Genomic DNA, 26,101 nt, shown 5'->3' on the forward strand with positions numbered 1-26,101 from the left:
TAAGAATGAGGTGAATAAGCCCCTTAAAAATGATTTAAGTGTGGTTTTTCCTGATCGAACATTGGAGAATAAAGCTTTGTCGAAAAAATTATGTTTGACAATCTGACATCAAGTCAGTTTCTTTGCGACGTTTTTTGAACCAAATCACTCAAACACAATGTCAGAAATCGCAGCTAAAGTCAAGCAGATTATCGTTGACAAATTGGGCGTAGAAGAATCTGAAGTTACTCCAGAGGCTAGCTTCACGAACGATCTTGGAGCTGACTCGCTCGATACCGTGGAACTCATCATGGAATTTGAAAAAGAATTCAATGTGTCTATTCCCGATGATCAGGCTGAAACGATCACTACGGTCGGTCAGGCTGTTACCTATCTTGAAGAACACGCCAAGTAAGTAACATCTATCTGCGGTGCTAATTTGAAAAAGGGCATATTTATGTCCCTTTTCGGATTAGCACATTTTTTTGATTTTGTGGCTCAGGTTTTTTCTTGTTTACTTGTAGGTTCTATGTACCCGTCGTAAACAGGTAAAAACAACCTGACCTGATTACCAAAAACTTTAAACTATGCAATTAAAGCGAGTTGTTGTCACTGGACTAGGAGCTCTTACCCCCATAGGAAATACGGTAGAGGAATACTGGGATGGCCTGATTAACGGGGTCAGCGGTGCCGATACGATTACTCGATTCGATGCCACCCGTTTCCGTACAAAGTTTGCCTGTGAGGTTAAAAACTTTGACGTACAGGCACACATTCCTCGCCAGGAAGCCCGTAAGATGGACTGGTTTACCCAGTATGCAGTGGTTACCGCTGATGAAGCCATCAAAGATGCGGCTTTCGATAAAGAACAAGTAGACCTGGACCGCATTGGTGTGATCTGGGGTGCTGGTATTGGTGGATTAAAAACGTTTGAAGAAGAAGTGCTGAACTTTGGCGGTGGCGATGGATCTCCCCGCTTCAATCCGTTCTTTATTCCTAAAATGATCGCTGATAGCTCAGCGGGTCTGATTTCCATTCGTCATGGGTTCCGTGGCCCTACTTACGTTACTGTTTCTGCCTGTGCTTCTTCAGGAAATGCCCTGATTGACGCGTTTAATTATATCCGTTTGGGTAAAATGGATATTTGCGTATCAGGGGGTTCGGAAGCCGCCGTTACGCAGGCGGGTGTAGGTGGATTTAACGCTCTGAAGGCACTTTCGGAACGGAATGACGATCCTAAAACAGCTTCCCGTCCTTACGATAAAGGCCGTGAGGGTTTCGTATTAGGCGAAGGTGGGGCGGCTCTTATTCTGGAAGAATACGAGCATGCTAAAGCCCGTGGAGCTAAAATTTATTGCGAAATTATGGGTGGTGGCATGTCTTCGGACGCTTACCACATTACGGCTCCTCATCCCGAAGGACGCGGGGCTTATATGTGTATGAAACTGGCTCTGGAAGATGCAGAATTGCCTCTGGAAGCGGTGGATTATATCAACACCCATGGTACGTCAACGCCGATTGGTGATCCTCAGGAACTAAAAGCCATTGAGCGTCTGTTTGGCGAGCATGCATCGAAGCTGAATATCAGCTCAACGAAGTCGATGACGGGCCACCTATTGGGAGGTGCTGCTGCGATTGAAGCCGTAGCGGCTATTTTGGCCATCAAAAACCAGCTTGTGCCTCCAACGATCAACCATTTTGAGGATGATCCGGAAATTAATCCTAACTTGAACCTCACGTTCAATAAGGCACAAGCTCGTAAAGTAGACGTTGCGATTAGCAATACGTTTGGCTTTGGTGGACACAACACTTGCGTTGTATTTAAGAAAATATAGTCGGGAGAGCCGTAGGCTTTTGGCATACGGCTCTTCTCATAAATTTTGATCCTGTGCTGCTACCGTTACCGCTGCTTGTTTCAACGGTCTTTGACCCACTGACCCAACTTTTCAGATCTAAATCCGACAAGGAGAAAAAGCTGAAGCAGGCGGTAGCTACGCTTATTGGAACCCGACCGTCTAATGTGGAGCTATATCGGCTCGCCTTTATGCATACCTCGGCTAGCAAAGCCGTGGCGGGTAAGGATCTGAGACTATCCAATGAGCGACTGGAATACTTGGGTGACGCCGTGCTGGGCATGGTTGTGGCTGAGTATCTTTTCAAAAAATATCCCTACAAAGACGAAGGTTTTCTGACGGAAATTCGCTCACGAATCGTAAACCGGGAGTCACTGAACTTGGTGGCTCGCAAGCTGGGGCTTGATACCTTGGTGGAATACGACCCCAATCGACGGACGGTACTGGCTCGCACGTCTATGTATGGCGATGCACTGGAAGCCTTTGTTGGAGCCATTTATCTGGATAAGGGATTTCCTTTCACCAAGAAGTTTATCCTCAAGCGTTTGTTATCCAGTTATTTTGATCTGGATAAAGTCGTTGAGACAAACATTAACTACAAGTCCCAGATCATCGAATGGGCTCAACGCGAAGGACGTGAGCTTCGGTTTGACGTTACCGAAAAAGGTTCGGCCCGTCATAAAGAGTTTATCGCGGAGCTAGTCGTAGATAACGAAGTTTTCGCCACCGGAACGGGCTTTAACAAGAAAAAGGCTGAGCAATCGGCTTCTGAAAAAGCGGTTGAGAAACTCAATCTGGCCAAACCGGTGAGTTAATTGGTATTGATTTTTAGCAAAGCTGCCTGAGTTAGGCAGCTTTTTTTATATGAAATCTCAGCACCTCTATCACCTATGGAAATCTTGTTAGTGATCCTCGGGATCATTGCTTTGCTGGTCGGATTAGCCGGAGCCGTCTTGCCTTTACCCGGCCCACCGTTAAGCTATCTGGGTTTATTATTATTGCACTGGTCCGGTCGGGTTACGTTCTCCACGACCACTCTGGTTGTTTTAGGAGTCTTTACAGCCATCGTTGCAGTGCTGGATTACCTCGTACCTATTTGGGGAGTAAAGAAATTTGGCGGAACAACCCGGGGAGCCTGGGGCACGACTATCGGCTTGCTGGTTGGATTAATCTTACCCATTCCCGGTGGGATTTTCGTAGGAGCCTTTGTAGGAGCTTTCGTGGGAGAAATCTTCGGCGGGATGGCCTCTGGCCGAGCCATGCGAGCGGCTTTTGGTTCTTTTCTGGGCTTCATGGCAGGGATATTCATGAAAGTACTACTCTGTCTGGTAATGATTGGTTATGCCATCGCGGGCATTTGGAAGTAAAGAATTAGCCTTCCAACGAATTCAAATTTTCTATCATGACCAAAGGCAAGCTACCGTACCTTTGTGGAAGTTTTCACGCTTACATTTCATAGCCATGCATATATTACGTCGCCCTCGTCGGTTGAGAACCAGTGCAGCCGTGCGGGCTTTAGTGGAAGAAACTACGGTTTCAGTAAATGATTTAATTCTACCCGTTTTCGTGGTAGAAGGAACAAACGTAAAGCGAGAAGTAGCCTCCATGCCGGGAGTATATCGGCATTCGCTGGATAACCTGCTGGACGAAATTGGTCGCTGCCAGGATTTGGGAATTAAAGCTTTTGACCTGTTTCCCGGACTGGATGAGTCCAAAAAAGATAAAACGGCAAGCGAGAGCTGGCGGGAAGGCAGTATGTACCTCGAAGCCATTCATGCCGTCAAGAGTAAATATCCTGAGGTAGTGGTTATGACCGACGTAGCTATGGACCCTTACAGCTCTGATGGTCACGACGGTTACGTTGAAAATGGAGAAATTCTCAACGATGAAACGCTGGAATACCTGGGCAAAATGGGTATCGCCCAGGCCCAGGCGGGTGCAGATATTCTGGGCCCCTCGGACATGATGGATGGTCGGGTAGGTTACCTGCGGGAAAAGCTGGATGACGCGGGCTTTACTAAAGTAGCTATTATGTCGTACACGGCTAAGTATGCTTCAGCTTTATACAGCCCTTTCCGCGATGCTCTGGAGTCCGCTCCGAAGTTCGGGGATAAGAAAACGTATCAGATGAATCCGGCGAACATTAAGGAAGCGTTGATTGAGGCTGAGCTGGATTTTGCGGAAGGTGCCGATTACCTCATGGTAAAGCCTGCCATGTTATACCTCGACATCATCAAAATGCTGAACGATAACTTCGCTTTACCGATTGCGGCCTATAATATTTCCGGTGAATACTCCATGATTAAAGCCGCCGCTCAGAAAGGCTGGATTGATGGCGACCGGGTAATGCTGGAAACGCTTACCTCCATCAAAAGAGCCGGAGCTAAAATTATTCTTACGTATTTTGCGAAAGAATTTGCTGAGCTAAGTCGATAAAATACCTATTGATAAATAAAAAAGACCGCACGTAATCTTTACGTGCGGTCTTTTTTATTTATCAATAATCAAAGTGTATAAAATCATACTAAAGTTGAATACATAAATTTTATAAAGGGGTTTAATGAAAAGAATTAACTTTACATACGTATCCATTGTATTCTGAATAATTCTGAACAAGTACTCATTGTTCTGGCTCTATGCGTGTTTCTTTACTTCTCCTCGTTATCTGTCTGATTTCTCTTTCAGAAAGTGTTTTTGCTACTGTTCCTCAATTAAAGAAATCTGTAAAACCTACTTGGATTTTGCCTTTACCCAAAAGTAATCAGCAGGTGAATCTTCGGCAGGTTCAATATGGATATTATATCAAGCTTTGGGAAACACAAACGCAGGTTGAAGAAAAAACAACTTATTATCAGGAAATTAGAGCTATTCTTTCAGAAGAAGGTGTACAAAATGGATCAGAAGTTTCCATTGAAGTTAACCCCTCTTATGAAAGTTTAATTTTCCATGAAATAAAAGTAAAAAGAGGTAGTGAATTACAAGACCGTCTGGATCTAAAAGCGTTTAAATTAATTCAGGAAGAATCTCAGCGGGATCAGTTTATTTACCGAGGTACTTATACGGCCAGTCTTACCCTAAATGATATACGAAAAGGGGACGAAATAATTATTTCTTATAGCCTAAAAGGACGCAATCCGATCTTTGGAGATCGTTACTTTAATGAAATGTATTTCTATACTTATTCCCCCTTTGGGCAGATTTTTAAAAGTCTGATACATTCCTCTAAACGTGACCTCCAGTTCAAGCGATTTAATAATGCTCCGGCAGCTCATAAAGAAATAAAAGGAGGTCAGGTCTCGTATAGCTGGAATCTGGATAAACCTGCTGTGCTGGAAAATGAAAAAAATACGCCGAGTTGGTATAACAATCTACCCTTTTGGCAGATCACGGAGTATAAGTCTTGGGAAGATGTGGTAAACTGGGAGCTAAGCATTCTACCCTCAATGGGTCAGTTACCTGCTGAGTTGTTGAAAAAAGTAGAAAGCTGGAAAGCTCAGTCATCAGGTAATTCAGTTTATTTGCTGGAATTGGCCACGCGTTTTATTCAGAACGAGATTCGGTATACGGGTATTGAGATTGGAGAATATTCGCACCGTCCTCATGTTCCGTCTGAAGTATTTCGGAAGAGATTAGGAGATTGTAAAGACAAATCATTATTGCTGGTAACCTTACTGCGAAGTGCTGGGATAGAAGCAGCTATTGTGGATGTAGATACTTATTATGGAAAAAACCTGAATCAGTATTTACCTTCTCCAGGGGTCTTTAATCACGTTATTGTCTGGGCTAAAATTGGTGAGGAAGTATACTGGATTGACCCGACAATTTCTCATCAGAAAGGCTCGATTAAAGCTAATTATATCCCTGATTACGGTAAAGTTCTCGTTATTAAGACAGGCGAAAAATCGCTTCAGACCACTCCAATTGTACCCGGGGGAAATGTTACTGTCGAGGAAGACTATTACCTTGGTTCAAGGAATAGTAAAGGTCGTTTATTCGTAAAATCTACTTATTGGGGCCGGGCAGCCGACCAAATGCGAGCGAATCTTGCCCAAAAAAGTATGAATGAGCTAGAGAAAGACTATAGGGATTATTATCAGAATATGTATCAGGGCGTATCCATAGAAATGAAAGATTCCCTGCGTTTTGATGAACATAAAACTGAAAATAAAATTACGGTTTATGAAGAATATGTTCTGGAGAAAGTCTGGAAACTGGCAGATTCTTCGGAACGCTTATTTACGACTTCGGTTATAGCGGATCAGATTCGAAATGTTTTTTATGAAATGCCTGATAAACCCCGTAAAAACCCCTTTGCCTGGAACTATCCCAATCAGATGGATTATGTAGTGAAAGTACATTTTCCGGAAGAATGGAGCCTTGAACCATCTCATTTGACACTTAATAGAGATGCTTATCAGCTTCATTACGAAGGAAGTTATAAAAGCTTGGGGTCTATATTTACCATGTCTTTTAAATATACTGCTAAAAAAGATTTTATCGAAGCAGGAAAATTAAACGAGTACGTTAAAGATCGAAATGATTTAGTTAATGTAAGCGGTTACGAGTTTACCTGGTATCCTGAATTAGGTCAGTCTGATCTTGGTAGCAGGGCAAAATATTATATCGGGTTACTGATTCTTCTTGGTATTGCTTTAGCTGTTAGATTAATTCGCCTACACCGTTCCCGTTCACTTCCAATTGACGAATACCGAATCAATTCTCCGGAAAAAATTGGGGGTTGGCTGGTTTTACCAATGCTGTCGTTAATAATAAGTCCACTTTTACTTATCATTACTATATGCGGTATCGTTACTCCTGAAATCTGGGCAGCGATGGACGTTTTACCTAATTCGGGAATTTTAAAACTGACTATATTACTGGAGCAAATCGCTAATGTTTTCCTTTTGGAGTGGACTATTCTGTGTCTGATTCAATTTTTTCAACGGAGAAATACGCTTCCTCATTACATTATCATTCTTTATGGTAGTAATCTGCTTCTTTGCTGTTTTGATGTGATGATCACAGAGTTTTTGATGCCAGCAACTACTAATGGTAAAGAAAGCTACAATGATCTTTTAAGAGCCATCCTTATCACTGCCGTATGGATCCCTTATTTCTTACGGTCAACGCGGGTCAAACGGACATTTGTTTTTCCCTATCAGTATATACCTTCGTTAGAAAATGTAAAGAACTCGCTGGAGCAGGAAGGAAGCGATGTAAATTTGTAGCACTCTACTACTTAAATACATTTTGCATTGAACTCCATTCTTCTTCTTAATACTCGACTCGTCAATGAGGGCCAAATCCGGGAAGCGGATGTTTTTATCAAAGACGGTTTTATTGAAAAAATCGGCTCGGGTTTGTCTGGGCTCTCGGCAGATCAGGTCATTGATGCCCAGGGAAAATACCTTCTTCCGGGAGTTATCGACGATCAGGTGCACTTTCGTGAACCTGGATTAACCCACAAAGCTACCATTCGTTCGGAAGCCAGAGCGGCAGTTTCGGGTGGCGTAACGAGCTTTATGGAAATGCCCAATACTGTTCCGAATGCCCTTACGCAGGAATTACTAGCCGATAAATACGCTATCGCGAAGGCTACGTCACTGGCGAATTATTCCTTCTTCATGGGAGCTTCCAATGATAATTACGAGGAAGTCATGAAAACGGACCCTACTCAGGTATGTGGACTGAAGATCTTCATGGGTTCTTCTACGGGTAACATGCTCGTGGATAGTCGTCCCGTTCTGGAGAAGTTATTTGCCAATGCCCCTTACCTGATCGCTACGCACTGCGAAGATGAAGCTACGATTCGAGCGAATGTAGCCGCTTACAAAGAAAAATACGGCGACGACGCTCCGGCTCGGGTACATCCTGAAATCAGGAACGAAGAGGCTTGCTATAAGTCGAGCTCGATGGCAGTTGAGTTAGCCAAAAAATACAATACTCGCCTGCACATTCTTCACCTGACAACGGGGGAGGAAACGGAGCTTTTTGAGAAAGGTTACTACGGCTACACCGACGCTACAAGTAACGAACGGAAGAACCAGAAGCGTATAACTTCAGAAGTTTGCGTGCATCACCTCTGGTTCGATGCCCGCGACTACGAGCGACTGGGTAACCAGATTAAATGTAACCCCGCCGTCAAAGCGGATGGTCACAAACAACGTTTATTACAGGCTCTGCTGGACGACCGCATCGACGTCATTGCGACGGATCACGCTCCGCATACCTGGGAGGAAAAGCAGCAATCTTACTGGCAGGCTCCCTCGGGTTTACCGCTCGTTCAGCACCCTTTATTGATGATGCTGGAATTCTACAAGGACGGAAAAATTTCCCTGGAAAAAATCGCCCAGAAAATGGCACACGCGGTGGCTGATTGTTTCCGAATTGATAAACGGGGGTACATTCGGGAAGGGTATTGGGCGGATCTGGTGCTGGTAGATCTGGATCGTCCGAATCTGGTTACGAAAGATAGCCTGCATTTTCAGTGTGGCTGGTCTCCGCTGGAGGGATATACCCTGCGTTCGGCTATAACGCATACCATTGTATCCGGTCACTTAGCCTATGCAGATGGAAACTTCTACGAAAGCAAACAGGGGGAGCGTATGACCTTTGCGGCTCTGTAATCCTTTCAAAAAGAAAAGTGAAGAATGATATTATTCAATATCCTGAATATAAATACGTTATCCAGGTAACAAAAATCCTCACCGGAATTCCGGTGAGGATTTTGGCATCCCTAAAATCATCACAAACTATTCTTGAGCGAGCTTCAGGCGACGGAAACGAACCGTAGCGAAGCATCGGCGTAAAATACGGTAGTATATTTTTCCAAACAGTGAATAACACCACAGTTTGAGTTCTTTCACCTGAGCCGGAACAAGTTGGCGTAAGGCTTTGCGGAGCTCTTTTTCAAATAACTTTGCGTCGAAACTGACTTTCTGGAGAATGATCTTAATATATTCTAATAAGGTAATAGACATGACGATGCGGTGGTTTAAGGTTAAATCAATGACAATTAAGCCAAAGTTTTTAGGCCTATCTTTGTAACGATGAAGCCTCAACAAATATATTTAATTATAATAATTTTTTATTGTTCTTTTTCAAGAATTTTTGTTTTTGCCCAGCAAAACAATATTCGCATTGAATTAGGGGCCTCTTCGGTGCCTTTAGGTAAGCCCTACACGATTTCTGTAGTCATTACCGGTAGCGAAGATCGCGAATATGATCGCTTCCCAGATATCATTGGCATGAGTCGCAGGGGCACTACTACAACCACTTCAACAACGACTGTTGGCAATCGTTCTGAGATAGTACAACGAATCACTCAAAATTATATTCCAAACCAACCCGGAAATTATGTAGTCACGCCATTTACAATGAATGTGAATGGACAAAGCGTGCAATCGATGGGTGGAATTGTCATTGTGACCGATGCGATTGTCAAAGAGGCAGAGCTGGAAGAGGAAGAAGAGGTCGTTGAACCTATGCTTCCCGACGCCAAAGCTTCGGCCTTTCTCTTGCTGAGTGCCAATCGTAATCAGGTATACACAGGCGAAGGATTTAACTTGAGTCTGGGATTTTTTGTTGCGGATGATAACCCTTTAGAAATGGATTTTTATGCTCTTAACTTACAATTAGGAGCTATTCTTAAGCAAATTCGTCCGGCGAACTGTTGGGAAGAAAATTTTGGTATTCGCGGAGAACCTCAAATTTTTGAGACAACCATTAAGGGCCGTAAATACACGGAGTATCGCCTGTTTCAGGCCGTCTATTTTCCGCTTAATACGGAAAGGATCCAGTTCCCATCGGTCAGTTTGAAAATGATTGTGAAGAATGAAAAAGCGGGAAAACAGGAGTTTCTAACCTTTTCAAGTAAGCCCATTTTTATTCAGCCCATTGCCTTACCGAAAGACCCGCAGCAAAACCAGGCCGTGACCGGGGATTATACCGTTCGGGATGAGCTCAGTACTCAGGTGGTACAAACGGGCAAAAGCGTTCAATATAAAATCATCATCAGCGGAACGGGTAACCTAACGCCAATTCTGATTCCGACGCCCGAAAACGATAATTTTTTCGATTTTTATCCACCCTCCATCCAGCAGTCCGTTGTCCGTCGGCGGGGGCGGGTCAGTGGTGAGAAAACATTTACCTTTCAGATCATTCCCAAACAGGCCGGAAACTTCCCATTAAGCATGTATTTTCGCTGGATATTTTTCAACCCCCGTACGAAAGCGTACCAAAGGTGGAAATCAGACCTGGTTCTGAAAACGCAGGGAGAGCGGGTAACCAACACTGATACCGACGGCCTGGCTGGCACCATTTTCAGTAACCTGGAAAATGTGGATAGTACAAAACCGTTTGTCAATGTTCAGGCGACAATTATGAGTCTGGCGAACGGCTTGCTAGCAATCATGGTTTTAGGAATGGCCTATATTTTCGTACGAAGTAGACGGGGCTAACGCCTCCTTTTAATAGTTGGAAATCCCCCAAGTGGATTTAAAATCTTACGTATCTGCACCGTTCGGATACGAATAAAATGTCAGGAATTTATGTCTAGTACATACGGTACTTTATTTAAAATCAGCACCTTCGGTGAATCGCACGGAAAGGCTATTGGCGTAGTAATCGACGGATGCCCCGCTGGGATTCCGTTTGACGAAGCGTTCATTCAGGAAGAGTTAGACCGCCGCAAACCCGGCCAGTCGCGTATTACTACCCAGCGTCGGGAGGCGGATGAGTTTCAGGTTCTTTCCGGAATTTTTGAAGGCAAAACCACCGGAACGCCCATTGCTCTGGTCATTCCTAATGAAGATCAACGGTCAAAAGATTACAGCCACATTGCCGAGCAATTCCGCCCCTCTCACGCCGATTATACCTACACCAGCAAGTATGGTTTTCGGGATTATCGGGGTGGTGGTCGGTCATCCGCCCGCGAAACGGCTGCCCGTGTCGCCGCCGGAGCTTTGGCTAAACTGGTATTAAAAGAGCTGGGTATTAGTATTCAGGCCTATGTTTCGCAAGTGGGTAAGCTAAAGCTCGAAAAATCGTATCAGGAGTTGAACCTGGCTTTAGCCGAAGAAAACGCCGTTCGTTGCCCCGATCCTGAGATGGCTCAGCAAATGTTCGACTACATTGACGAAACCCGCAAAAAAGGGGATAGCATTGGTGGAGTCGTGGCGTGCGTTTGTACGGGTGTACCCGTAGGACTGGGCGAACCGGTTTTCGATAAGCTGCACGCCGAATTAGGCAAAGCCATGCTGTCAATTAACGCGGTAAAAGGCTTTGAGTATGGTTCGGGCTTTGCAGGAGTTGAATTATTCGGCTCCGAGCATAATGATGCTTATTACACCGATGAAGCCGGAAAAGTTCGTACACGGACTAACCTGTCTGGGGGCATTCAGGGGGGGATTTCTAATGGGGAGGATATTTACTTCCGCGTGGCTTTCAAACCCGTAGCCACGATTATGCAGGACCAGGAATCGGTGGATTTACAGGGCAACGCCGCGGTCGTCTCCGGCAAAGGACGGCATGATCCCTGCGTAGTGCCCCGGGCAGTGCCGATTGTGGAAGCCATGGCGGCCTTGGTATTAGTAGATTTTTATTTGTTGAATCAGGCTAGGAGGGTTAACTAATGAATTACTTATCTGCCGAGAATCTCTCGAAATCAACGGGAGAACGCTGGCTGTTTAAAAATATAACATTCGGGTTGAGTAAGGGCGATAAAGTAGCCCTCGTTGGCCGGAATGGTACCGGAAAAACGTCATTAATGGATGTTTTGGCGGGCTTACAGACGGCTGAAGAAGGAGTAATCAGTATCCGAAAGGAAGTTCGGCTGGGCTACCTCAGCCAAAATCCGGCTCTGGATGAAAATCAAACCGTTCTGGATATTCTTTTTCTGGGAGACAGCCCTTTGTTACAGGCCATTCGCTCGTACGAGAAAGCCCTGATTGATGGAAATGATCAGGAAATTTCGGATGCAGCGGAGGAAATGGAAGCTCAGAAAGCCTGGGATTACGAATCGAAAGTAAAGCAAGTGTTAGGGCGTTTAGGAGTTGCCGAAGAAAACTTTACCAAATTAATCGGTCAACTTTCCGGAGGGCAGCGTAAACGCGTGGCTCTGGCGAAAGTCCTGCTGGAAGAACCCGATTTACTGATTCTCGATGAGCCTACCAACCACCTGGATCTGGAAGCAATCGAGTGGCTGGAAAATTACCTGGGTACTGCTAATACCACGTTATTACTGGTGACCCACGACCGATACTTCCTGGATCGGGTGTGTAACGAAATTCTGGAACTGGCCGATGGGTCGATTTATCGGTACAAAGGTAACTATTCCTATTTCCTGGAGCGTCAGTCGGAACGTTATGCTTCCGAAGCTTCCAGTGTAGATAAGGCTCAAAACCTGCTTCGGAAGGAGTTGGAATGGATGCGTCGTCAGCCGAAAGCCCGGGGAACGAAGGCTCAGTATCGTATCGATGCTTTTTATGATTTGCAGGACAAAGCCAATCAGGGCCGGAAGGAATCGAATGTTGAATTAAACATTGGTATGGCTCGGTTAGGTAGTAAAATAATCGAGCTGGATCATATCAAAAAAGCATTTGGGCCCCTGAAAATCGTCGAGGATTTCCAATACATTTTTCGGCGGAGAGAACGAATTGGTATCGTTGGGAAAAATGGCGTTGGTAAATCAACGTTTCTGGACATTCTGACGGGCGAACAGCAGGCAGACTCCGGCGAAATTAGCGTGGGTGAAACCGTTCGTTTCGGTTATTATACGCAGAGTGAACCCACCTTCTTGCCCGGCCAGCGGGTCATTGATGTGGTGAAAGATATTGCTGAAGTGGTAACGCTGGGATCGGGAGAAACCATCACGGCCAGCCAGTTTCTGCAACACTTTTTATTCGAACCCAAGCGACAATATACCGACGTTGAGAAACTTTCAGGGGGGGAAAAACGCCGCTTGCAGTTACTTCAGGTATTAATCAAAAACCCGAACTTCCTGATTCTGGATGAGCCTACCAACGATCTGGACATTCAGACCCTGAACGTGCTGGAAGATTACTTGCTTCAGTTCTCAGGCTGTTTGGTATTGGTGTCTCACGACCGTTACTTCATGGATCGGCTGGTCGAACACTTGTTCGTTTTTGAAGGTCAGGGAAAGATTCGGGATTTCCCCGGTAACTATACCGATTATCGCGAATCGCTCAGTAATGCAGCTCCGGTGGAGGCTAGCAAGCCTAAGTCGGAAGCTCCTAAAGCCGAGCCAGCTCCAGCGGCAGTAACGCCAGCTCCAGCCAAACGAAAACTGAGTTTTAAGGAGCAAAAAGAACTGGAAAGTCTGGATAAGGAAATTCCCGAGCTGGAAAACAAGCGAGCCGTATTAACGGAACAAATGAACTCTGGTAGTGCAGATTACCAGCAGATTGCATTGTGGGCCAAAGAAATAGAAGAGATCAATGCCTTACTGGAAGATAAAGAATTCCGCTGGATGGAATTATCTGAGTAAGGTCTTTACCTCTGAAGGCAGGAGCCTGATCGTTCTTGAACGATCAGGCTCTTTTGTATTATCGACGATACCGTAGTCGATACCGCTCCAGTTCAGGGATACTTTCGTCAACAAAACCCCAGCGTTTTTTAATACTCACGGAAAAGGCCAGAGAGCTGGGGTAAAGATCGCCCGCGTCTCCGGCCATGCTGGCGTGAAGAGCGGAGCCTTTAAGAAACCACATCATTCGCTGAGCTTCAATCAGAAAGCAAAGTTGCTGCCTGGGATGTGTATAGAGATGATCGGGATTACCCCGTGAGGTTAGATACGATAGTCGGCCAGTAACCTGCCATTGACTCGTGACCCGAGCTTCTGCCGCCAAGTGGTAAACGGTGAGAAGATTGTTATTATTGAAGTAACTCTGGTTGGTGGAGGGATTGATAAACGGTACGCCAATCGTTCTTCCCTGATACGACCAACCCTGTTTGTACTGAAGGTGATTAAAATATTGCTCCGTCCAGATGGGTTTAGTGCCCCAAAGCGGCCCTTTTCGACCCTGATCCTGCGTTGATAATACTTCAAAAACTACGTTTCGGAGGCCGGTCTGAAGGTAGCCTGTTGCATGAGTATGGATACTAATCCCCCAAAGTCCATCTCGCAAATTAGACAGATATATTAGGGAGGGCATCTCGTAGGGCTGCTGGCGGTAAATGCATATCCTGTGAGCATCAGACTGGATTTGCAGGGCTAAATCAACTGAGCCCAGATGATTTCCTACTCGCTCCTGATGATCGTAGGGGTTATAGTTTTTTCCGAACCCTCGTTTGCCGGTTAGTACACTCAGAAAAGCCGCAGCACCCCGGGGAAGACTGCCGTCTAACTGAAAGTAATTTGTGTTTGCTGGAACTACGGATGAAGTGCCCGCCCATTGCACCTGATGGTTGATCCCCACAAAGCCTAATACATTTGCCTGAAGCTTACCGAAGCGAAAATATAGATTTTTCTGATGCAGATACGCACGACGAACGTAAGCTTCGCGATCATCCAGCCAGCCGTGGGCCATTGACGCCTGAATGGCAAGATGAGGTGTGAAAAGAGAAGTCCATTGCGTCAAACCCAGTTGAATTTTAGGAACTGGCATGGCATTACCCGACCAGCTATAAGGCCCCATGCCTAAAGTAGAATCGGCAATACCTATTAACTCCTTGCGTTTACCCGCGTACAACTCCAGATTTTTGTACTTGAACTTAAGGTGAGCCTGCGGTAAAAAGAGCTGAGGATTTCTTCCTACGTTACCCGTTACTTCCAAGGCATATCCCCAATCCAGACGTTTGTTTTGGAGGTAAGGCCGCGTTTTGCTGGGCTTCTGGTAATCGGAATGAATGAGAAAAGAAGTCTGTAAAAAAGAGCCTTTCGATGGCATTACTCCGTATTGACGGGCTTGCATCCAGAACGGTACGGAACCTGCGGCGGTTAAGCGGACCGACGTTTCATACGTCTCCGCATTGGTAAGAATACCTTGTGCGTGCACTAATACTGGCGACAAAACCAGTAGATAAATTCGAAATAGCATGAATCAAGTGTAAGTAGGTTGGATTAACTTGACTCAATGTATTAGTAACTTAATAAGTATTAATGCTTATTGTAATTTTATTAGTTAACGGTTGTTAATGAGAGGGACTAAAGAGAGAAGTAGCCGCAAATTGTGAAGTGGGGCCGTATCAAGGTTACCGACTGGTTATAAATAAAAACTGCCAGCAAAAGGCTGGCAGTAGAAAGTAGCTTTCAATAAATGCTGCTAGTAGAAAAGCTGGCAGCGTGGAGTAATCTTAACGAAATACTAATGCAGTTCTAAAGAAATGCGGCGATCAAGGGGTTCAGTGCCGGGTTCCAGCGATTGATTCACGACGTGGCCCCGACCGTGATAGGTAACTTTGTAACCCCGGTTCTCCAGCACGTATAAAGCATCCCGCAGGGTCATTCCCTTTAAATTTGGAACCTTTTTCGTGCTTCCTCTTGGAGCTTCATCCCAGCCACTGGCGTTGGTACGAATCTGAAAACTGCTGGAAATGATCCGTACATCGTTCGGGTGAGAGTTCCCTAATTCGGACTGCCATTCGCTGGCAAAGGCGGGGTTCCCGCGTAAGGTTCGGTGCATTTTTAAATCCAGGGCGTGTACTTTATCCGCAATCTCACGGAAGACTGGAGCGGCTGCGGTACCACCGTAGGCCGAGGTACCCGTTTCTGGGTTATGTGGCTCATCCAAAGCTACCAGAATGGTATAACGCGGCTTTTCAGCGGGGAAGTAACCAATGAATGAGGAGTAATATTTATTGGTTTTTAGCTTGCCGTCAAATTTCTTAGAGGTCCCCGTTTTTCCCGCAATGCGATAGTTAGAACTCCGAATACTACGAGCCGTACCGTGAGGGCTTTCCAGTACCCCTTCCAGCATTTTTTTGACGATTTTCAGCGTCTTATCCGAACAGATTCGTTCGGAATCGCGGCGTTGGGTCTTGGTATAATCAATTTCAACCAGATCACCGCGTTTGGCGGTTTTCACTACAATGGGCTGAACCCAGTACCCATCGTTGGCTACGGCGTTATAAAAAGCCAGCATTTGTAGAGCCGACAGACGCATTTCTTCGCCAATGGACATGGTAGGAAGCGTCTTTTTACTATACAACCGATGATCCATTCGGTGAAACTCCGGCATTTCATTCCCCTTGCTTACTTCTACCTGAAAACCAAGCTTGTCGGCAAGGTGAAACTTCTCCAGATAGTCAATAAACTTATCGTGCTTGTTCGAGAAATGCTGCACCAGCACGCGGGCCATTCCCGTATTGGAAGAGCGGACAAAGGCATCTTCAATCGTAATGACACCATATCCCATATTATTGGAGTCATGCAGGTGCAGGTACTGGCCTGTCGTGGATACCAAATCATTAGGAGATACATTCGTTTCCTCAAAAACTGCCATCATCGTAGCCAGTTTAAAGGTTGATCCCGGAGCAATGCGATAATTAACCGCAAAGTTCTGATCATCTACATACGTAGTGTCTTTGGTATGGTGAAGGTTCGCAATGGCTTTAATTTCACCGGTTTGCGTGTCCATCACAATCGCCGTTCCGTACTTGGCCTTGTAGTATTTCACCGCTTTCAGTAAGGCCGCTTCCGTAACGTCCTGCATGTTGATATTCAGGGTAGTATACAGATCCAGTCCCGGAATGGGATGGTGTTCTTCGGATTCGTTCAAGGGTCGCCAACTGCCGCGTAAGTTCTCAAACCAGCCATGCCCTTCCTGTCCGTATAGCTCTTTGTTAAAGCTTTTTTCAATACCTGTCATCCCTCGCATTACCTCCATTCCCTGACCGTTGGGATCTTTGATAATGATGTCATCCGTCTTGCCTAGCAAACGGGAAGCTGTATTTCTGAAGGGTTTATCCCGGTTTGGAACCAGTTCGAAATTGAGCCCGGTGGAGAATAACTTCACGCTATCCAGCGGCATCCATTTGAATCTGAATTTTTTGCGATTCAGAGCCTGGTCCTCTAGTTTTTCCTGCTTCGTAGCTTTACGGATAGCCGCCCACTTGGTGTTTTCAAAAAGCCACTTTTTCTTTTCGTAAGTAATGGGTTTAGGACTGATCGACAGGTAACGAGGTTCCTGTTTCCAGAGCGAAGTATCGGTCTGGGCTTCGTTGTAAGCCATGACATTCAGCAGTTTCCGACGAGCGGATAAAATGCGTTTTTCAATGGCCTTGGGCGATTCATTGAGCATATAACCCAGATGAATCGTTAGCGAATCGAGGTTTTTGAAAAAATGGGCTGAATCAGCAGAATGGCGAACCGTAACACTGAGATCAATCCCGACGCGATACTCGGGTACCGAAGTCACCAGCAGGCTTCCATCGTCCGAGAAAATATTCCCTCGGGTGGCCGGAATGATTCGGTATCGGGTGTTTTCGGCTCTACTTTTCCATTCAGGACCTTCCACCTGCTGCACGTAGGCAATACGGGTAGCAATGGCGATGCTAAAGACCAGCAAACCAGCCGATACCAGGATGCTGCGAAGAAAAATCCGACGTTTAAGATTCAGAGCTTCAGGCATAGAAATAAATCAAAAATAGGTTGGTTCTAGGGGTTGACAGCTTGCTGGTCAGCCTTGTGGGTAGGCATTACTACTTTAATGGGAGGTTGCTCGTTACGGTAATCACGCAAACCCAACGGAGCCACTTTCTGGATGATCCGGGACTGACGGGACTCCTGCATTAACTTCGATTTTTCGTAGGTTAACTCCGCATTCAATTCACTGATTTTACGACGGTTCGTATCGGTCTCCCGAATCAATGATTCTCCGTGTAAGACCCAGGCAACGTAACTAATCATTAGAACCACCACCAATAAGGCGTTGAATAACTTCTGATTGGGATTGGACTGACCTTTCCACTGACTGACCCTCAGAAGCTTAAAGAGCGGTTCAAGCCATTGAATGGGCTTCTTTTTTTCGGAGTTGGATGACATCTATTGAAGGTTGTTTTGGAGTCGTCTTTCAGAGGGTAATGAATCGTTAATTAGGCTCTGCTATTCGCAAACGTGCACTGCGAGCCCGGGAGTTCAGGGCAATTTCATCCGCCGTAGCTTCGATGGGTTTGCGGATGACCGACTTCAAAGGCTTCAGTTCATTGCCGTATAAATCTTTCTCGGCCTCTCCTTGAAACTTGCCCGAACGAATAAAGTTTTTCACCAACCGATCTTCGAGCGAATGGTAACTCATGACTACCAATCGGCCTTCGGGAGCTAATACTTCCGGTACCTGTTCCAGAAATTCTTCCAGCACCTTCATTTCTTCATTGACTTCAATCCGAATGGCCTGAAAAACCTGGGCGAAATATTTGAATTCTTTCCCGCGTGGAGCAAATTTCTGAAGTACGGCTTTCAGCTCCTGAACGGTCTCAATGGCTCCGTTTTGTCGGGCGGCATACACGGCATTGGCCAGCGTACGAGCATTTTTTACTTCGCCGTATAATCCAAAAATCTTGTGAAGCTGAGCTTCGTCGTAAGTATTGATTACATCTTTCGCTGAAAACTCGGCCTCCGGGTTCATCCGCATGTCTAACGGACCATCGAAGCGAGTAGAAAACCCTCGTTCGGGTACGTCGATCTGGTGGGAAGAAATGCCTAAATCTGCCAGAATGCCGTCTACTTTTCGAACGCCATTCAAACGCAGAAATTTTTTCAGGTAACGAAAATTGGCTTCTATGAACGTAAACTGCTTATCTTCAATAAATTTAGATTCGGCTTTCGCATCAGGGTCCTGATCAAAACTTAACAGGCGACCCTCCGGCCCGAGTTGCTTGAGAATGGCTCTGGAGTGTCCGCCGCCGCCAAAAGTCACGTCTACGTATATACCGTTCGGACGAATGTTGAGTCCCTCCAGACATTCCTGGAGCATAACGGGCTGGTGGTAATCGGGCGTTGGCGTTGAAGACATGAACTTAGGGTAATAAGGCTTTAAAAGTGAATGCTTTAGAGCGATAAAAGCAGAACGCTTTTGCACGCTAATCTAAAAATTCTTTAAAAATAATACGTCCTCCTTCGCAATGGAACTTTCATTGCTCATTTTTGACTTCTTTAAAAAATTTGGTGGAGAGTAAAAAGAGATTACAAGATTAACAAAATTTACAAATGTAAATCAAGTTTGATTGAAATCATTTTTCGAAATCAGGTTATTAACGCACTTAACTATTTGAAAATCAACTTCCCTGTATGAAAAAAATCTTTTCGATTGGTTTAAGTTTATTGTTATCACTCTCGGCGTTTGCCCAGACTTCGGTTCAGAAAGGAACCTGGCGGGCGGTAGTCGTAAATAAAGGAGGAGAGCTACCCTTTGGACTGGAGATCGAACCCGCTGGTAAGGCTAATACCTACACGGTGTATGTCATCAATGGGAAAGAACGTCTGAAAATGGACCCATCAACGCTCAAAGGCGATTCTTTACACATTCCTATGGAACTGTTTGATGCCGAGCTGATTGGTAAAGTTTCGGGAAAAGAACTGACGGGTGTTTATAAGAAAAAAAGAGGCAAACAATACGTGACGATTCCTTTCCGGGCTCAATACGGCAAAAGCTATCGTTTCGCTCCAACCCCTCAACCTACGACTTGGGATATTGCGGGTAAATACGCCACAACCTTTGGCGAAGCTTCTAAAGCGGTGGGCGTATTCGAACAGAAAGGAAGTAAAGTGGCCGCTAGTTTCCTGACACCAACGGGGGATTATCGGTATCTGGACGGTGATATTATTGGCGATAGTCTTTTCCTCTCTACCTACGATGGTTCGCATTTATTTCTCTTCAAAGCTAAGCTGGAGAAAGATAAAATTTCGGGTGATTTCTTCAGCGGTCCTACCGGAAAATCGACGTTCGTTTCAGTAAAAGATGAATCGGCTTCACTGCCCGATGAAAAGTCACTGACGTTCTTGAAACCCGGGTACGAGAAAGTTACATTTGAGTTTCCCGAAGCGAAAACGGGACAAAAATTAAGTCTGGATGATCCCCGATTTAAGGGTAAAGTAGTGGTGTTGCAAATCATGGGTTCGTGGTGCCCCAACTGCATGGACGAGACGAATTTTATGGTACCTTGGTACAACAAAAATAAAAAACGTGGGGTAGAATTTGTAGGTCTTTCCTTTGAACGAAGTGCAGATTTCAAGGAATCACAACCCAAGTTAATCAAGATGATTGATCGTTTTAAAATTCCTTATCCAGTGGTGTTAGCGGGCGTACCGGATCAGTCTGCTTCGGCGAGCTTACCCATGCTAAATAAAATTATGGGTTATCCTACAACGATTTACATTGATCGTAAAGGAAATGTCCGCGAAATTCACACGGGCTTCTCTGGCCCTGGAACGGGTAAATATTACGACAAATTCGTCGAAGATTTTAACTTGTTAATGGACAAGTTAATTGCTGAAAAGTAAGAGATTATTTATCGTACTTACCCGAATAAAAAAGACGCGATTATGTCGCGTCTTTTTTATTTACAAATCTTCGTTTAAATAACTCAAATTGGAATTGGGTGGTTGGTGAGGACACCAGTCACAGAAGTAAGAAAGTTATATAGTCGGATGAGACGCGATCAATCAACGTCTCTATAAACAACCAACAACAAAAAACCTATTAATGCGAATGCCCGTGTTCGCTATTATTCATCACGGATAATAAATCGTAAGCTCCTTTGACAACGATGGTATTGGCCTTTACATCGGCAGGAGGGAATACTTCTACGTATCCGTTCTGACTTATTCCCGTACGGATTTCTACCCGTTTAAAGGGATAATGCACGCTGCCTTCTTCGTTGTGTTTCCCTTCCGAAACGAAAATATATTGCTTATCCCCCGAACGAACTACGGCGGCATCGGGTAGGGTCTTCACCTGCGTTCCGCCCGTTTCAAGATGAGCCGTTAAATACGTACCCGGAACCAGATCCCGGTTGGTTTGACTGAGTTTACACAAAACTTTTACCATGCGTTCGGGTGAGATTTCGCGGCCAATGAGGTAAATCGTAGCCAACCGATCGGTAGACTCATTCCCTAACCGAACGTGTACCTGCTGACCGATTTTCAGACGCGATAAATCCTTCTCAAAAATGTTCAGTTCTGCTTGGGCAAAACGAGTGTCTGCCAGTTCCGCCAGCATTTCGTTGGCCTGAATGGCCTTACCCATGTTCACATTTACGTGTGTCACGTAGCCGCTGGCGGGAGCAACAACCGCTACGGTTCGACGAATGCCTTTTCCTAAGGCGTTAGTGTTGATATTAAGTAAACTGAGCCGCTGTTTTAATCCTTCCAGACGAGCGTTTAGCGTTTTCAGTTCTGAATTGGTTCGCTGGAAAACTTTAGCGGCGGCCACGTTTTCACGGCTCAACTCATCCTGACGACGGTTTTCCTGTTCGAGATACGTCAACTGACTGGCCGCTTCCAGGTATTCCTGTTGAAGGGTAATGAATTCTGGATTTTCCAGTGTAACGACGGTTTCGCCTTTATTGACCCATTTACCGGGTAATAAGGTGGTCGAACGAACAATACCGCCGTAAGGAAACGAAAGGCTAATTTGTTGCTGAGGGGGCATGACGAGTGAGCCCGTCGCCTGAATAACTCCCGAGAGCGAGCGACTTTCTACGGAGCCCAGCATTACGTTAATGGCTTTATACTGACTTTCCGTTAACTCGGCTTCCTCTTCTTCATGTTCGCTGTGCCCTTCTTCATGGTGGTGATCGTGTTCGCCGTGCGTATGGCCTTCTTGGCTTGCTTCTTCGTGCGAATGTCCCGAATGATCGTGCCCTTCATGGCTGTCGGCTTTTTCTTTGCAGGCCGGAAAAGCCATCATTAAGCCTGAAAGAAGAAGATATGTTAAAAAATGCTTTTTCATGTTTGAGAAGATTAAACTACTGAATGCCTAATAACCATTCGAGGCGGATGATGCTCTGGTTGTATGACTGAACCGTTTGCAGGTAACCAAGTTGAAGCTCGTTGGCCGTGCTAATGCCTTGCAAATACTCCACGTAACCAATTTCACCCGCCTGAAAACCACGGTTAGACTGCCGTCTGATTTCCTGAGCCTGAGGTAAGGCCGAGTTTTGGTAATAATCCAGGTTTTGCTGAAGCTTCTGTACTTCCTGTACCACCGAAGCAATCTCACTTTCAGTGTTTTTTTGTTGCTGGTCAAACTGCTGTTGCTGAGCCTGTTGGTTTAGTTGAGCGGCATTGATGCGAGCCCGGTAAGGTTTTCCGAACAAAGGGAAATTAATACCGACCTGTCCACCGTGAAAGCGATTTGCACTTGAAGTAGCATCCGTCGTGGGTGCTCCGATTTTGACGGCTCCGATCAAACTCTGGTTGAAGTATCCCACTGAAAAATCCGGTTTGCGATTGGCTTTTTGCAGGTTTTTTTCCGTTTCAGCCAGCTTAATTTGCTGAGCGTACCAGGCTACTAATGGATTGGTTGCATGATTCAGGGTATCGGGTAACTTCCGAATCATTAGATTCGCGTTACTCGTAATTTCCGGGGGCCCCTCTGCAAATAGTAAGGTCTGTAGCCGCCGCTGAACGATGGCTACATCCGCTTCATTCTGCGTACGTAAGGTCTGAATCTGACGCAAACGCGTTTGGGCAACTGTCGATTCCAGCGAGCCTGCCTCGCCCGTACGCAGGCGAATCTGGGCCGCCCGCAGGAAGTTCGCATACAGTGAATCCTGTGACTGGTAATAATTTTGAAGGTTACCAAGATAAGCCAGTTCATACCAGGTTGATTTTACCTGATAGGCCAGATCATTTTCGGTGACGTGTACCTGTAACTGAGCACTTTGGGTTTGAGCCTGCAAGGTTTGCGAACGGGCTCTAAAAACCGCCGGATTCGGAATACTCTGATTCAGGGTAACATTCTGATCGAATTTGTAGCTGTTGTATTGTCCCGCCAAAATCGAAAGCTCGGTTTTAGGTAACTCCTTCGCGGTTCGTTCCAACATCTGACGACTTTTTACATCGGTTCGGGCGGCGGCCAATGAGCGGTTATTTTCTAACGCGAGTTTGACGGCCTGCTCCGGTGAAAGGGGGCCCTGAGCCTGACTGAGCACCGGTAAGATGCATAAGAAAGCAATCATTGTTACGGTCTTATGTTTCAGTCGAACACCTTTTTCGAGATACATATACAAGATGGGAATGACGAAAAGGGTTAATAACGTAGAAGTAACCAGACCGCCGATGACGACCGTTGCCAGTGGTTTCTGCACTTCACCACCCGCTCCCGAGGAGGTAGCCATGGGTAAAAAGCCGAGTGAAGCGACGGTGGCCGTCATGAGAATGGGGCGTAAGCGAGTCTCGGTTCCTTTCAGAATAATTTCGGTAATGTCCTGAATGCCTGATTTTTTCAGGAAATTAAACTCACCAATTAATACAATTCCATTCAGAACGGCCACTCCGAACAGAGCAATAAAGCCCACACCCGCCGAGATACTAAAGGGCATATCCCGTAGAACCAGAGCGAAAACGCCACCAATGGCCGCCATGGGAATGGCCGTAAAAATCAGCAAGGATTGCCGAATGGAATGGAATGTGAAGTAGAGTAGGGCCAGAATAAGCGTCAGGGCGATGGGAACGGCAATGGATAAACGACCCGTGGCTTCCTGTAAGTTTTCAAATTGTCCTCCATAACGAACATAATAACCCGGCGGGAAGGTAACCCGACCGTCAATCTTGGCCTGTAACTCGCGAACGACGCTTTGCACGTCACGGCCTCGAACGTTGAAACCGATGATAATGCGGCGTTTGGCATCTTCGCGTTGAATCTGATTTGGCCCCAGTTTTAACGATACATCCGCGACCTGTTGTAAAGGAATATGATTTCCGTTAGCCGTGGTCACAAACAGATTCTGAACATCTTCAATGCGTTGACGATGGTCGGGAGAAAAACGCACCACCAGATCGAAACGCTTTTCGCCTTCGTAAACCAGTCCCGCTACTTCTCCGGCAAAAGCCGTGCTAATGGCCCGGTTTACGCTTTCAATGTCGAGTCCAAACTGAGCCAGTTTATCGCGGTTAATGTTGACGATGATTTGCGGTAGACCAGAAATTTTTTCCTGATAAATGTCTTTAGCTCCGTCTACCGAAGAAACCAGACCAACGATTTGCTGTTGAAGTCGGCTTAGCTCGTCCAGATCTTCGCCAAAAATCTTGATGCCTACATCCTGACGAACGCCGGAGATTAACTCGTTGGAACGAAACTGGATGGGCTGGGAAATGCCGAAATTGACGCCGGGAATGTCTTCCAGGGCTTCAGTCATTAAGTTAGCAAGTTCTTCTCGGGTATGGGCCGACGTCCATTCCTCTTTGGGTTTGAGTTTAATGGTCAAATCACAGGCTTCCATGGGCATGGGGTCGGTAGGGATTTCAGCCGCTCCAATTTTTCCAATGACCTGCGATACCTCCGGGAAACGTTTCATTAATAAATCCGAAGCCTGGGTTACTTTATCGACCGTCTGAGTCAGGGAGCTGCCCGTTAACAGCATGGTTTCGGCTACTAAATCGCCTTCCTCCAGCGTGGGTAAAAACTCACCACCTAAGCGGGTGAACGTCCAGACCGAAATGCCAAGTAAGCTTACAGAAAGGAGTACAATGGCTAATTTGAAACGTAGAGCGGCCTTGATAAGGGGGGTATATTTTCGGTGGAAGAAGCCCATCAGGCGATCCGAAAGGCTGACTTTGTGGGTAATGTTCTTGTTCAGAAGCAAAGCCGTCATCATCGGTACGTAGGTTAGCGAAAGAATAAAAGCTCCCAGGATGGCGAAGCTGACAACCTGAGCCATCGGCTTGAACATTTTTCCTTCTATACCCGAAAGCGTCCACAAAGGGAGGTAAACGATGAGAATAATAATCTCACCGAAAGCCGCCGAACTACGAATCCGACTCGCTGATTCGTAGACTTCATCATCCATTTCCGATTGGGTTAACCGACCGGATTTTCGTAAGCTAAAATGATGCAGCGTAGCTTCCACAATGATGACCGCTCCATCGACAATCAGTCCAAAATCAATGGCTCCGAGACTCATCAGGTTACCCGAAACGTTGAAGAATTTCATGAGGGTAAACGCAAAGAGCATGGCCAGAGGAATCACTGAAGCGGTAATTAATCCCGCCCGCCAGTTACCCAGGAAAACCACAAGTACGAAAATGACAATCAAGGCTCCTTCCACGAGGTTCTGGGTTACCGTCCCAATGGCCCGCCCCACTAATTCACTCCGTACGAGAAAAGGATCAATCACCACGCCTTCGGGTAAGGTCTTCTGAATCTGGGTAATGCGTTCCTGAACCCGCTTGACGACTTCGTTGGAGTTCTCCCCTTTCAGCATCATTACCAGTCCGCCAACGGCCTCACCTTCGCCGTTGCGGGTGAGGGCTCCGTAGCGATTGGCATACCCAAAACGAACCTCGGCGACATCTCGAATCAAAACGGGTGTGCCACCGCTGGTGTTTTTAATGACAATTTTGCCAATGTCGTCCAGCGAGTTAATTAAGCCTTCCGAGCGAATGAACAAAGCCGTTGGTTTTTTGTCGATATAGGCTCCGCCGGTGTTCTGATTATTTTTTTCCAGAGCAGCGAAGATGTCACTTACACTCAGGTTATAACTCCGCAGTTTTTCGGGTTCTACGGCTACTTCATATTGCTTCAGAAAACCGCCCCAGCTATTCACCTCGGCCACCCCGGGTGTCCCGATGAGCTGCCGCCGTACGTACCAGTCCTGAATGCTACGAAGCGACATGGCGTCGTATTTGTTTTCGTAGCCTTTTTTGGCGTGAACGGTATACTGATAAATTTCTCCAAGTCCGGTTGAAATGGGGGCTAACTCGGGGTTACCGACATTGGCAGGAATGAGCGTTTTCGCTTCATTCAACCGTTCCCCTACTTGTTGCCGGGCCCAGTAGATGTCTACGTCTTCGTGAAAAACGATGGTTACTACTGAAAGACCAAAGCGGGAAATCGAGCGAACTTCTTCCGTTTCGGGTACGCTAGCCATCGTTTGTTCAATGGGAAAGGTAATGAGCCGTTCCACCTCGGGAGCCGCCAGCGAAGGCGTGAGGGTAATGACCTGCACCTGATTGTTGGTAATGTCAGGCACGGCATCAATGGGTAATCGACTCAGCGAATAGGCACCGCAGCCAATCAGAGCCAGCGTGAAGAGGCCTATGATGAGTTTATGGTCAATCGAAAATCGAATGATTTTATCCAGCATGG

The 26,101-nt window shown here is 46.0% G+C and carries 18 protein-coding genes; 11 read left to right on the plus strand and 7 right to left on the minus strand.

The annotated features are described in order from the left end of the window. The first annotated feature begins 157 nt into the window (after window positions 1-157). The 7 genes from QE357_RS05675 to QE357_RS05705 all read left to right on the plus strand — a co-directional run bounded on the left by QE357_RS05675 (window position 158) and on the right by QE357_RS05705 (window position 8,458). A complete protein-coding gene (locus QE357_RS05675; protein WP_106636232.1) occupies window positions 158-394 on the plus strand; it encodes an acyl carrier protein in 237 nt (78 codons plus the stop codon). Window positions 395-566: 172 nt separating this feature from the next. Next, window positions 567-1,814 carry a beta-ketoacyl-ACP synthase II gene (fabF, locus tag QE357_RS05680; protein ID WP_106636233.1) on the plus strand — a complete coding sequence of 416 codons (1,248 nt, stop codon included), beginning with the start codon at window positions 567-569 and terminating at the stop codon, window positions 1,812-1,814. A gap of 53 nt (window positions 1,815-1,867) precedes the next feature. Further along, window positions 1,868-2,647: a ribonuclease III gene (rnc, locus tag QE357_RS05685; RefSeq protein ID WP_232793647.1), complete on the plus strand. Its 780-nt coding sequence runs from the start codon at window positions 1,868-1,870 to the stop codon at window positions 2,645-2,647. A 75-nt stretch (window positions 2,648-2,722) separates the two neighbouring features. After that, a complete protein-coding gene (locus tag QE357_RS05690; RefSeq protein ID WP_106636234.1) occupies window positions 2,723-3,199 on the plus strand; it encodes a DUF456 domain-containing protein in 477 nt (158 codons plus the stop codon). A 94-nt stretch (window positions 3,200-3,293) separates the two neighbouring features. Next, the gene (gene hemB / locus QE357_RS05695) at window positions 3,294-4,268 is read left to right on the plus strand and encodes a porphobilinogen synthase (protein WP_106636383.1); all 975 of its coding nucleotides are present in this window, start codon (window positions 3,294-3,296) and stop codon (window positions 4,266-4,268) included. Window positions 4,269-4,468: 200 nt separating this feature from the next. Continuing rightward, window positions 4,469-7,060: a DUF3857 domain-containing protein gene (locus QE357_RS05700; RefSeq protein WP_309706376.1), complete on the plus strand. Its 2,592-nt coding sequence runs from the start codon at window positions 4,469-4,471 to the stop codon at window positions 7,058-7,060. A 27-nt stretch (window positions 7,061-7,087) separates the two neighbouring features. Continuing rightward, window positions 7,088-8,458, plus strand: a complete 1,371-nt coding sequence (locus tag QE357_RS05705) for a dihydroorotase (protein WP_309706377.1) — start codon at window positions 7,088-7,090, stop codon at window positions 8,456-8,458. A 126-nt stretch (window positions 8,459-8,584) separates the two neighbouring features. Here QE357_RS05705 and QE357_RS05710 read toward each other — a convergent pair whose 3' ends face one another. Then, complete coding sequence (locus QE357_RS05710) at window positions 8,585-8,812, minus strand: hypothetical protein (RefSeq protein WP_106636237.1); 228 nt, start codon at window positions 8,810-8,812, stop codon at window positions 8,585-8,587. A gap of 69 nt (window positions 8,813-8,881) precedes the next feature. On the opposite strand from QE357_RS05710, the gene QE357_RS05715 reads away from it, so the two are divergent. From QE357_RS05715 to QE357_RS05725, 3 genes are all read left to right on the plus strand, one after another. Then, on the plus strand, window positions 8,882-10,291 hold the full coding sequence (locus tag QE357_RS05715) for a BatD family protein (protein ID WP_309706378.1): 1,410 nt from the start codon (window positions 8,882-8,884) through the stop codon (window positions 10,289-10,291). 90 nt (window positions 10,292-10,381) lie between these two features. Further along, on the plus strand, window positions 10,382-11,464 hold the full coding sequence (gene aroC / locus QE357_RS05720) for a chorismate synthase (protein ID WP_106636239.1): 1,083 nt from the start codon (window positions 10,382-10,384) through the stop codon (window positions 11,462-11,464). Further along, window positions 11,464-13,338: an ABC-F family ATP-binding cassette domain-containing protein gene (locus QE357_RS05725; RefSeq protein ID WP_309706379.1), complete on the plus strand. Its 1,875-nt coding sequence runs from the start codon at window positions 11,464-11,466 to the stop codon at window positions 13,336-13,338. The genes aroC and QE357_RS05725 overlap by 1 nt, the downstream gene beginning before the upstream one ends. Before the next feature lie 58 nt (window positions 13,339-13,396). Here QE357_RS05725 and QE357_RS05730 read toward each other — a convergent pair whose 3' ends face one another. From QE357_RS05730 to rsmH, 4 genes are all read right to left on the minus strand, one after another. After that, the gene (locus tag QE357_RS05730; protein ID WP_309706380.1) at window positions 13,397-14,890 is read right to left on the minus strand and encodes a capsule assembly Wzi family protein; all 1,494 of its coding nucleotides are present in this window, start codon (window positions 14,888-14,890) and stop codon (window positions 13,397-13,399) included. A gap of 267 nt (window positions 14,891-15,157) precedes the next feature. Continuing rightward, the gene (locus QE357_RS05735) at window positions 15,158-17,422 is read right to left on the minus strand and encodes a penicillin-binding protein (protein ID WP_106636241.1); all 2,265 of its coding nucleotides are present in this window, start codon (window positions 17,420-17,422) and stop codon (window positions 15,158-15,160) included. 26 nt (window positions 17,423-17,448) lie between these two features. Beyond that, window positions 17,449-17,835 carry an FtsL-like putative cell division protein gene (locus QE357_RS05740; RefSeq protein WP_106636242.1) on the minus strand — a complete coding sequence of 129 codons (387 nt, stop codon included), beginning with the start codon at window positions 17,833-17,835 and terminating at the stop codon, window positions 17,449-17,451. A gap of 46 nt (window positions 17,836-17,881) precedes the next feature. Further along, the gene (gene rsmH, locus QE357_RS05745) at window positions 17,882-18,805 is read right to left on the minus strand and encodes a 16S rRNA (cytosine(1402)-N(4))-methyltransferase RsmH (RefSeq protein ID WP_307142339.1); all 924 of its coding nucleotides are present in this window, start codon (window positions 18,803-18,805) and stop codon (window positions 17,882-17,884) included. A 275-nt stretch (window positions 18,806-19,080) separates the two neighbouring features. On the opposite strand from rsmH, the gene QE357_RS05750 reads away from it, so the two are divergent. Beyond that, window positions 19,081-20,292, plus strand: a complete 1,212-nt coding sequence (locus tag QE357_RS05750) for a TlpA disulfide reductase family protein (protein ID WP_309706381.1) — start codon at window positions 19,081-19,083, stop codon at window positions 20,290-20,292. A 199-nt stretch (window positions 20,293-20,491) separates the two neighbouring features. On the opposite strand, the gene QE357_RS05755 is transcribed toward QE357_RS05750, so the two are convergent. Continuing rightward, window positions 20,492-21,742 carry an efflux RND transporter periplasmic adaptor subunit gene (locus QE357_RS05755; protein WP_309706382.1) on the minus strand — a complete coding sequence of 417 codons (1,251 nt, stop codon included), beginning with the start codon at window positions 21,740-21,742 and terminating at the stop codon, window positions 20,492-20,494. 16 nt (window positions 21,743-21,758) lie between these two features. After that, window positions 21,759-26,099 carry a CusA/CzcA family heavy metal efflux RND transporter gene (locus QE357_RS05760; protein ID WP_309706383.1) on the minus strand — a complete coding sequence of 1,447 codons (4,341 nt, stop codon included), beginning with the start codon at window positions 26,097-26,099 and terminating at the stop codon, window positions 21,759-21,761. Window positions 26,100-26,101: the final 2 nt, after the last annotated feature.

The sequence above is a fragment of the Siphonobacter sp. SORGH_AS_0500 genome (genome assembly GCF_031453245.1).
GTDB lineage: Bacteria > Bacteroidota > Bacteroidia > Cytophagales > Spirosomataceae > Siphonobacter.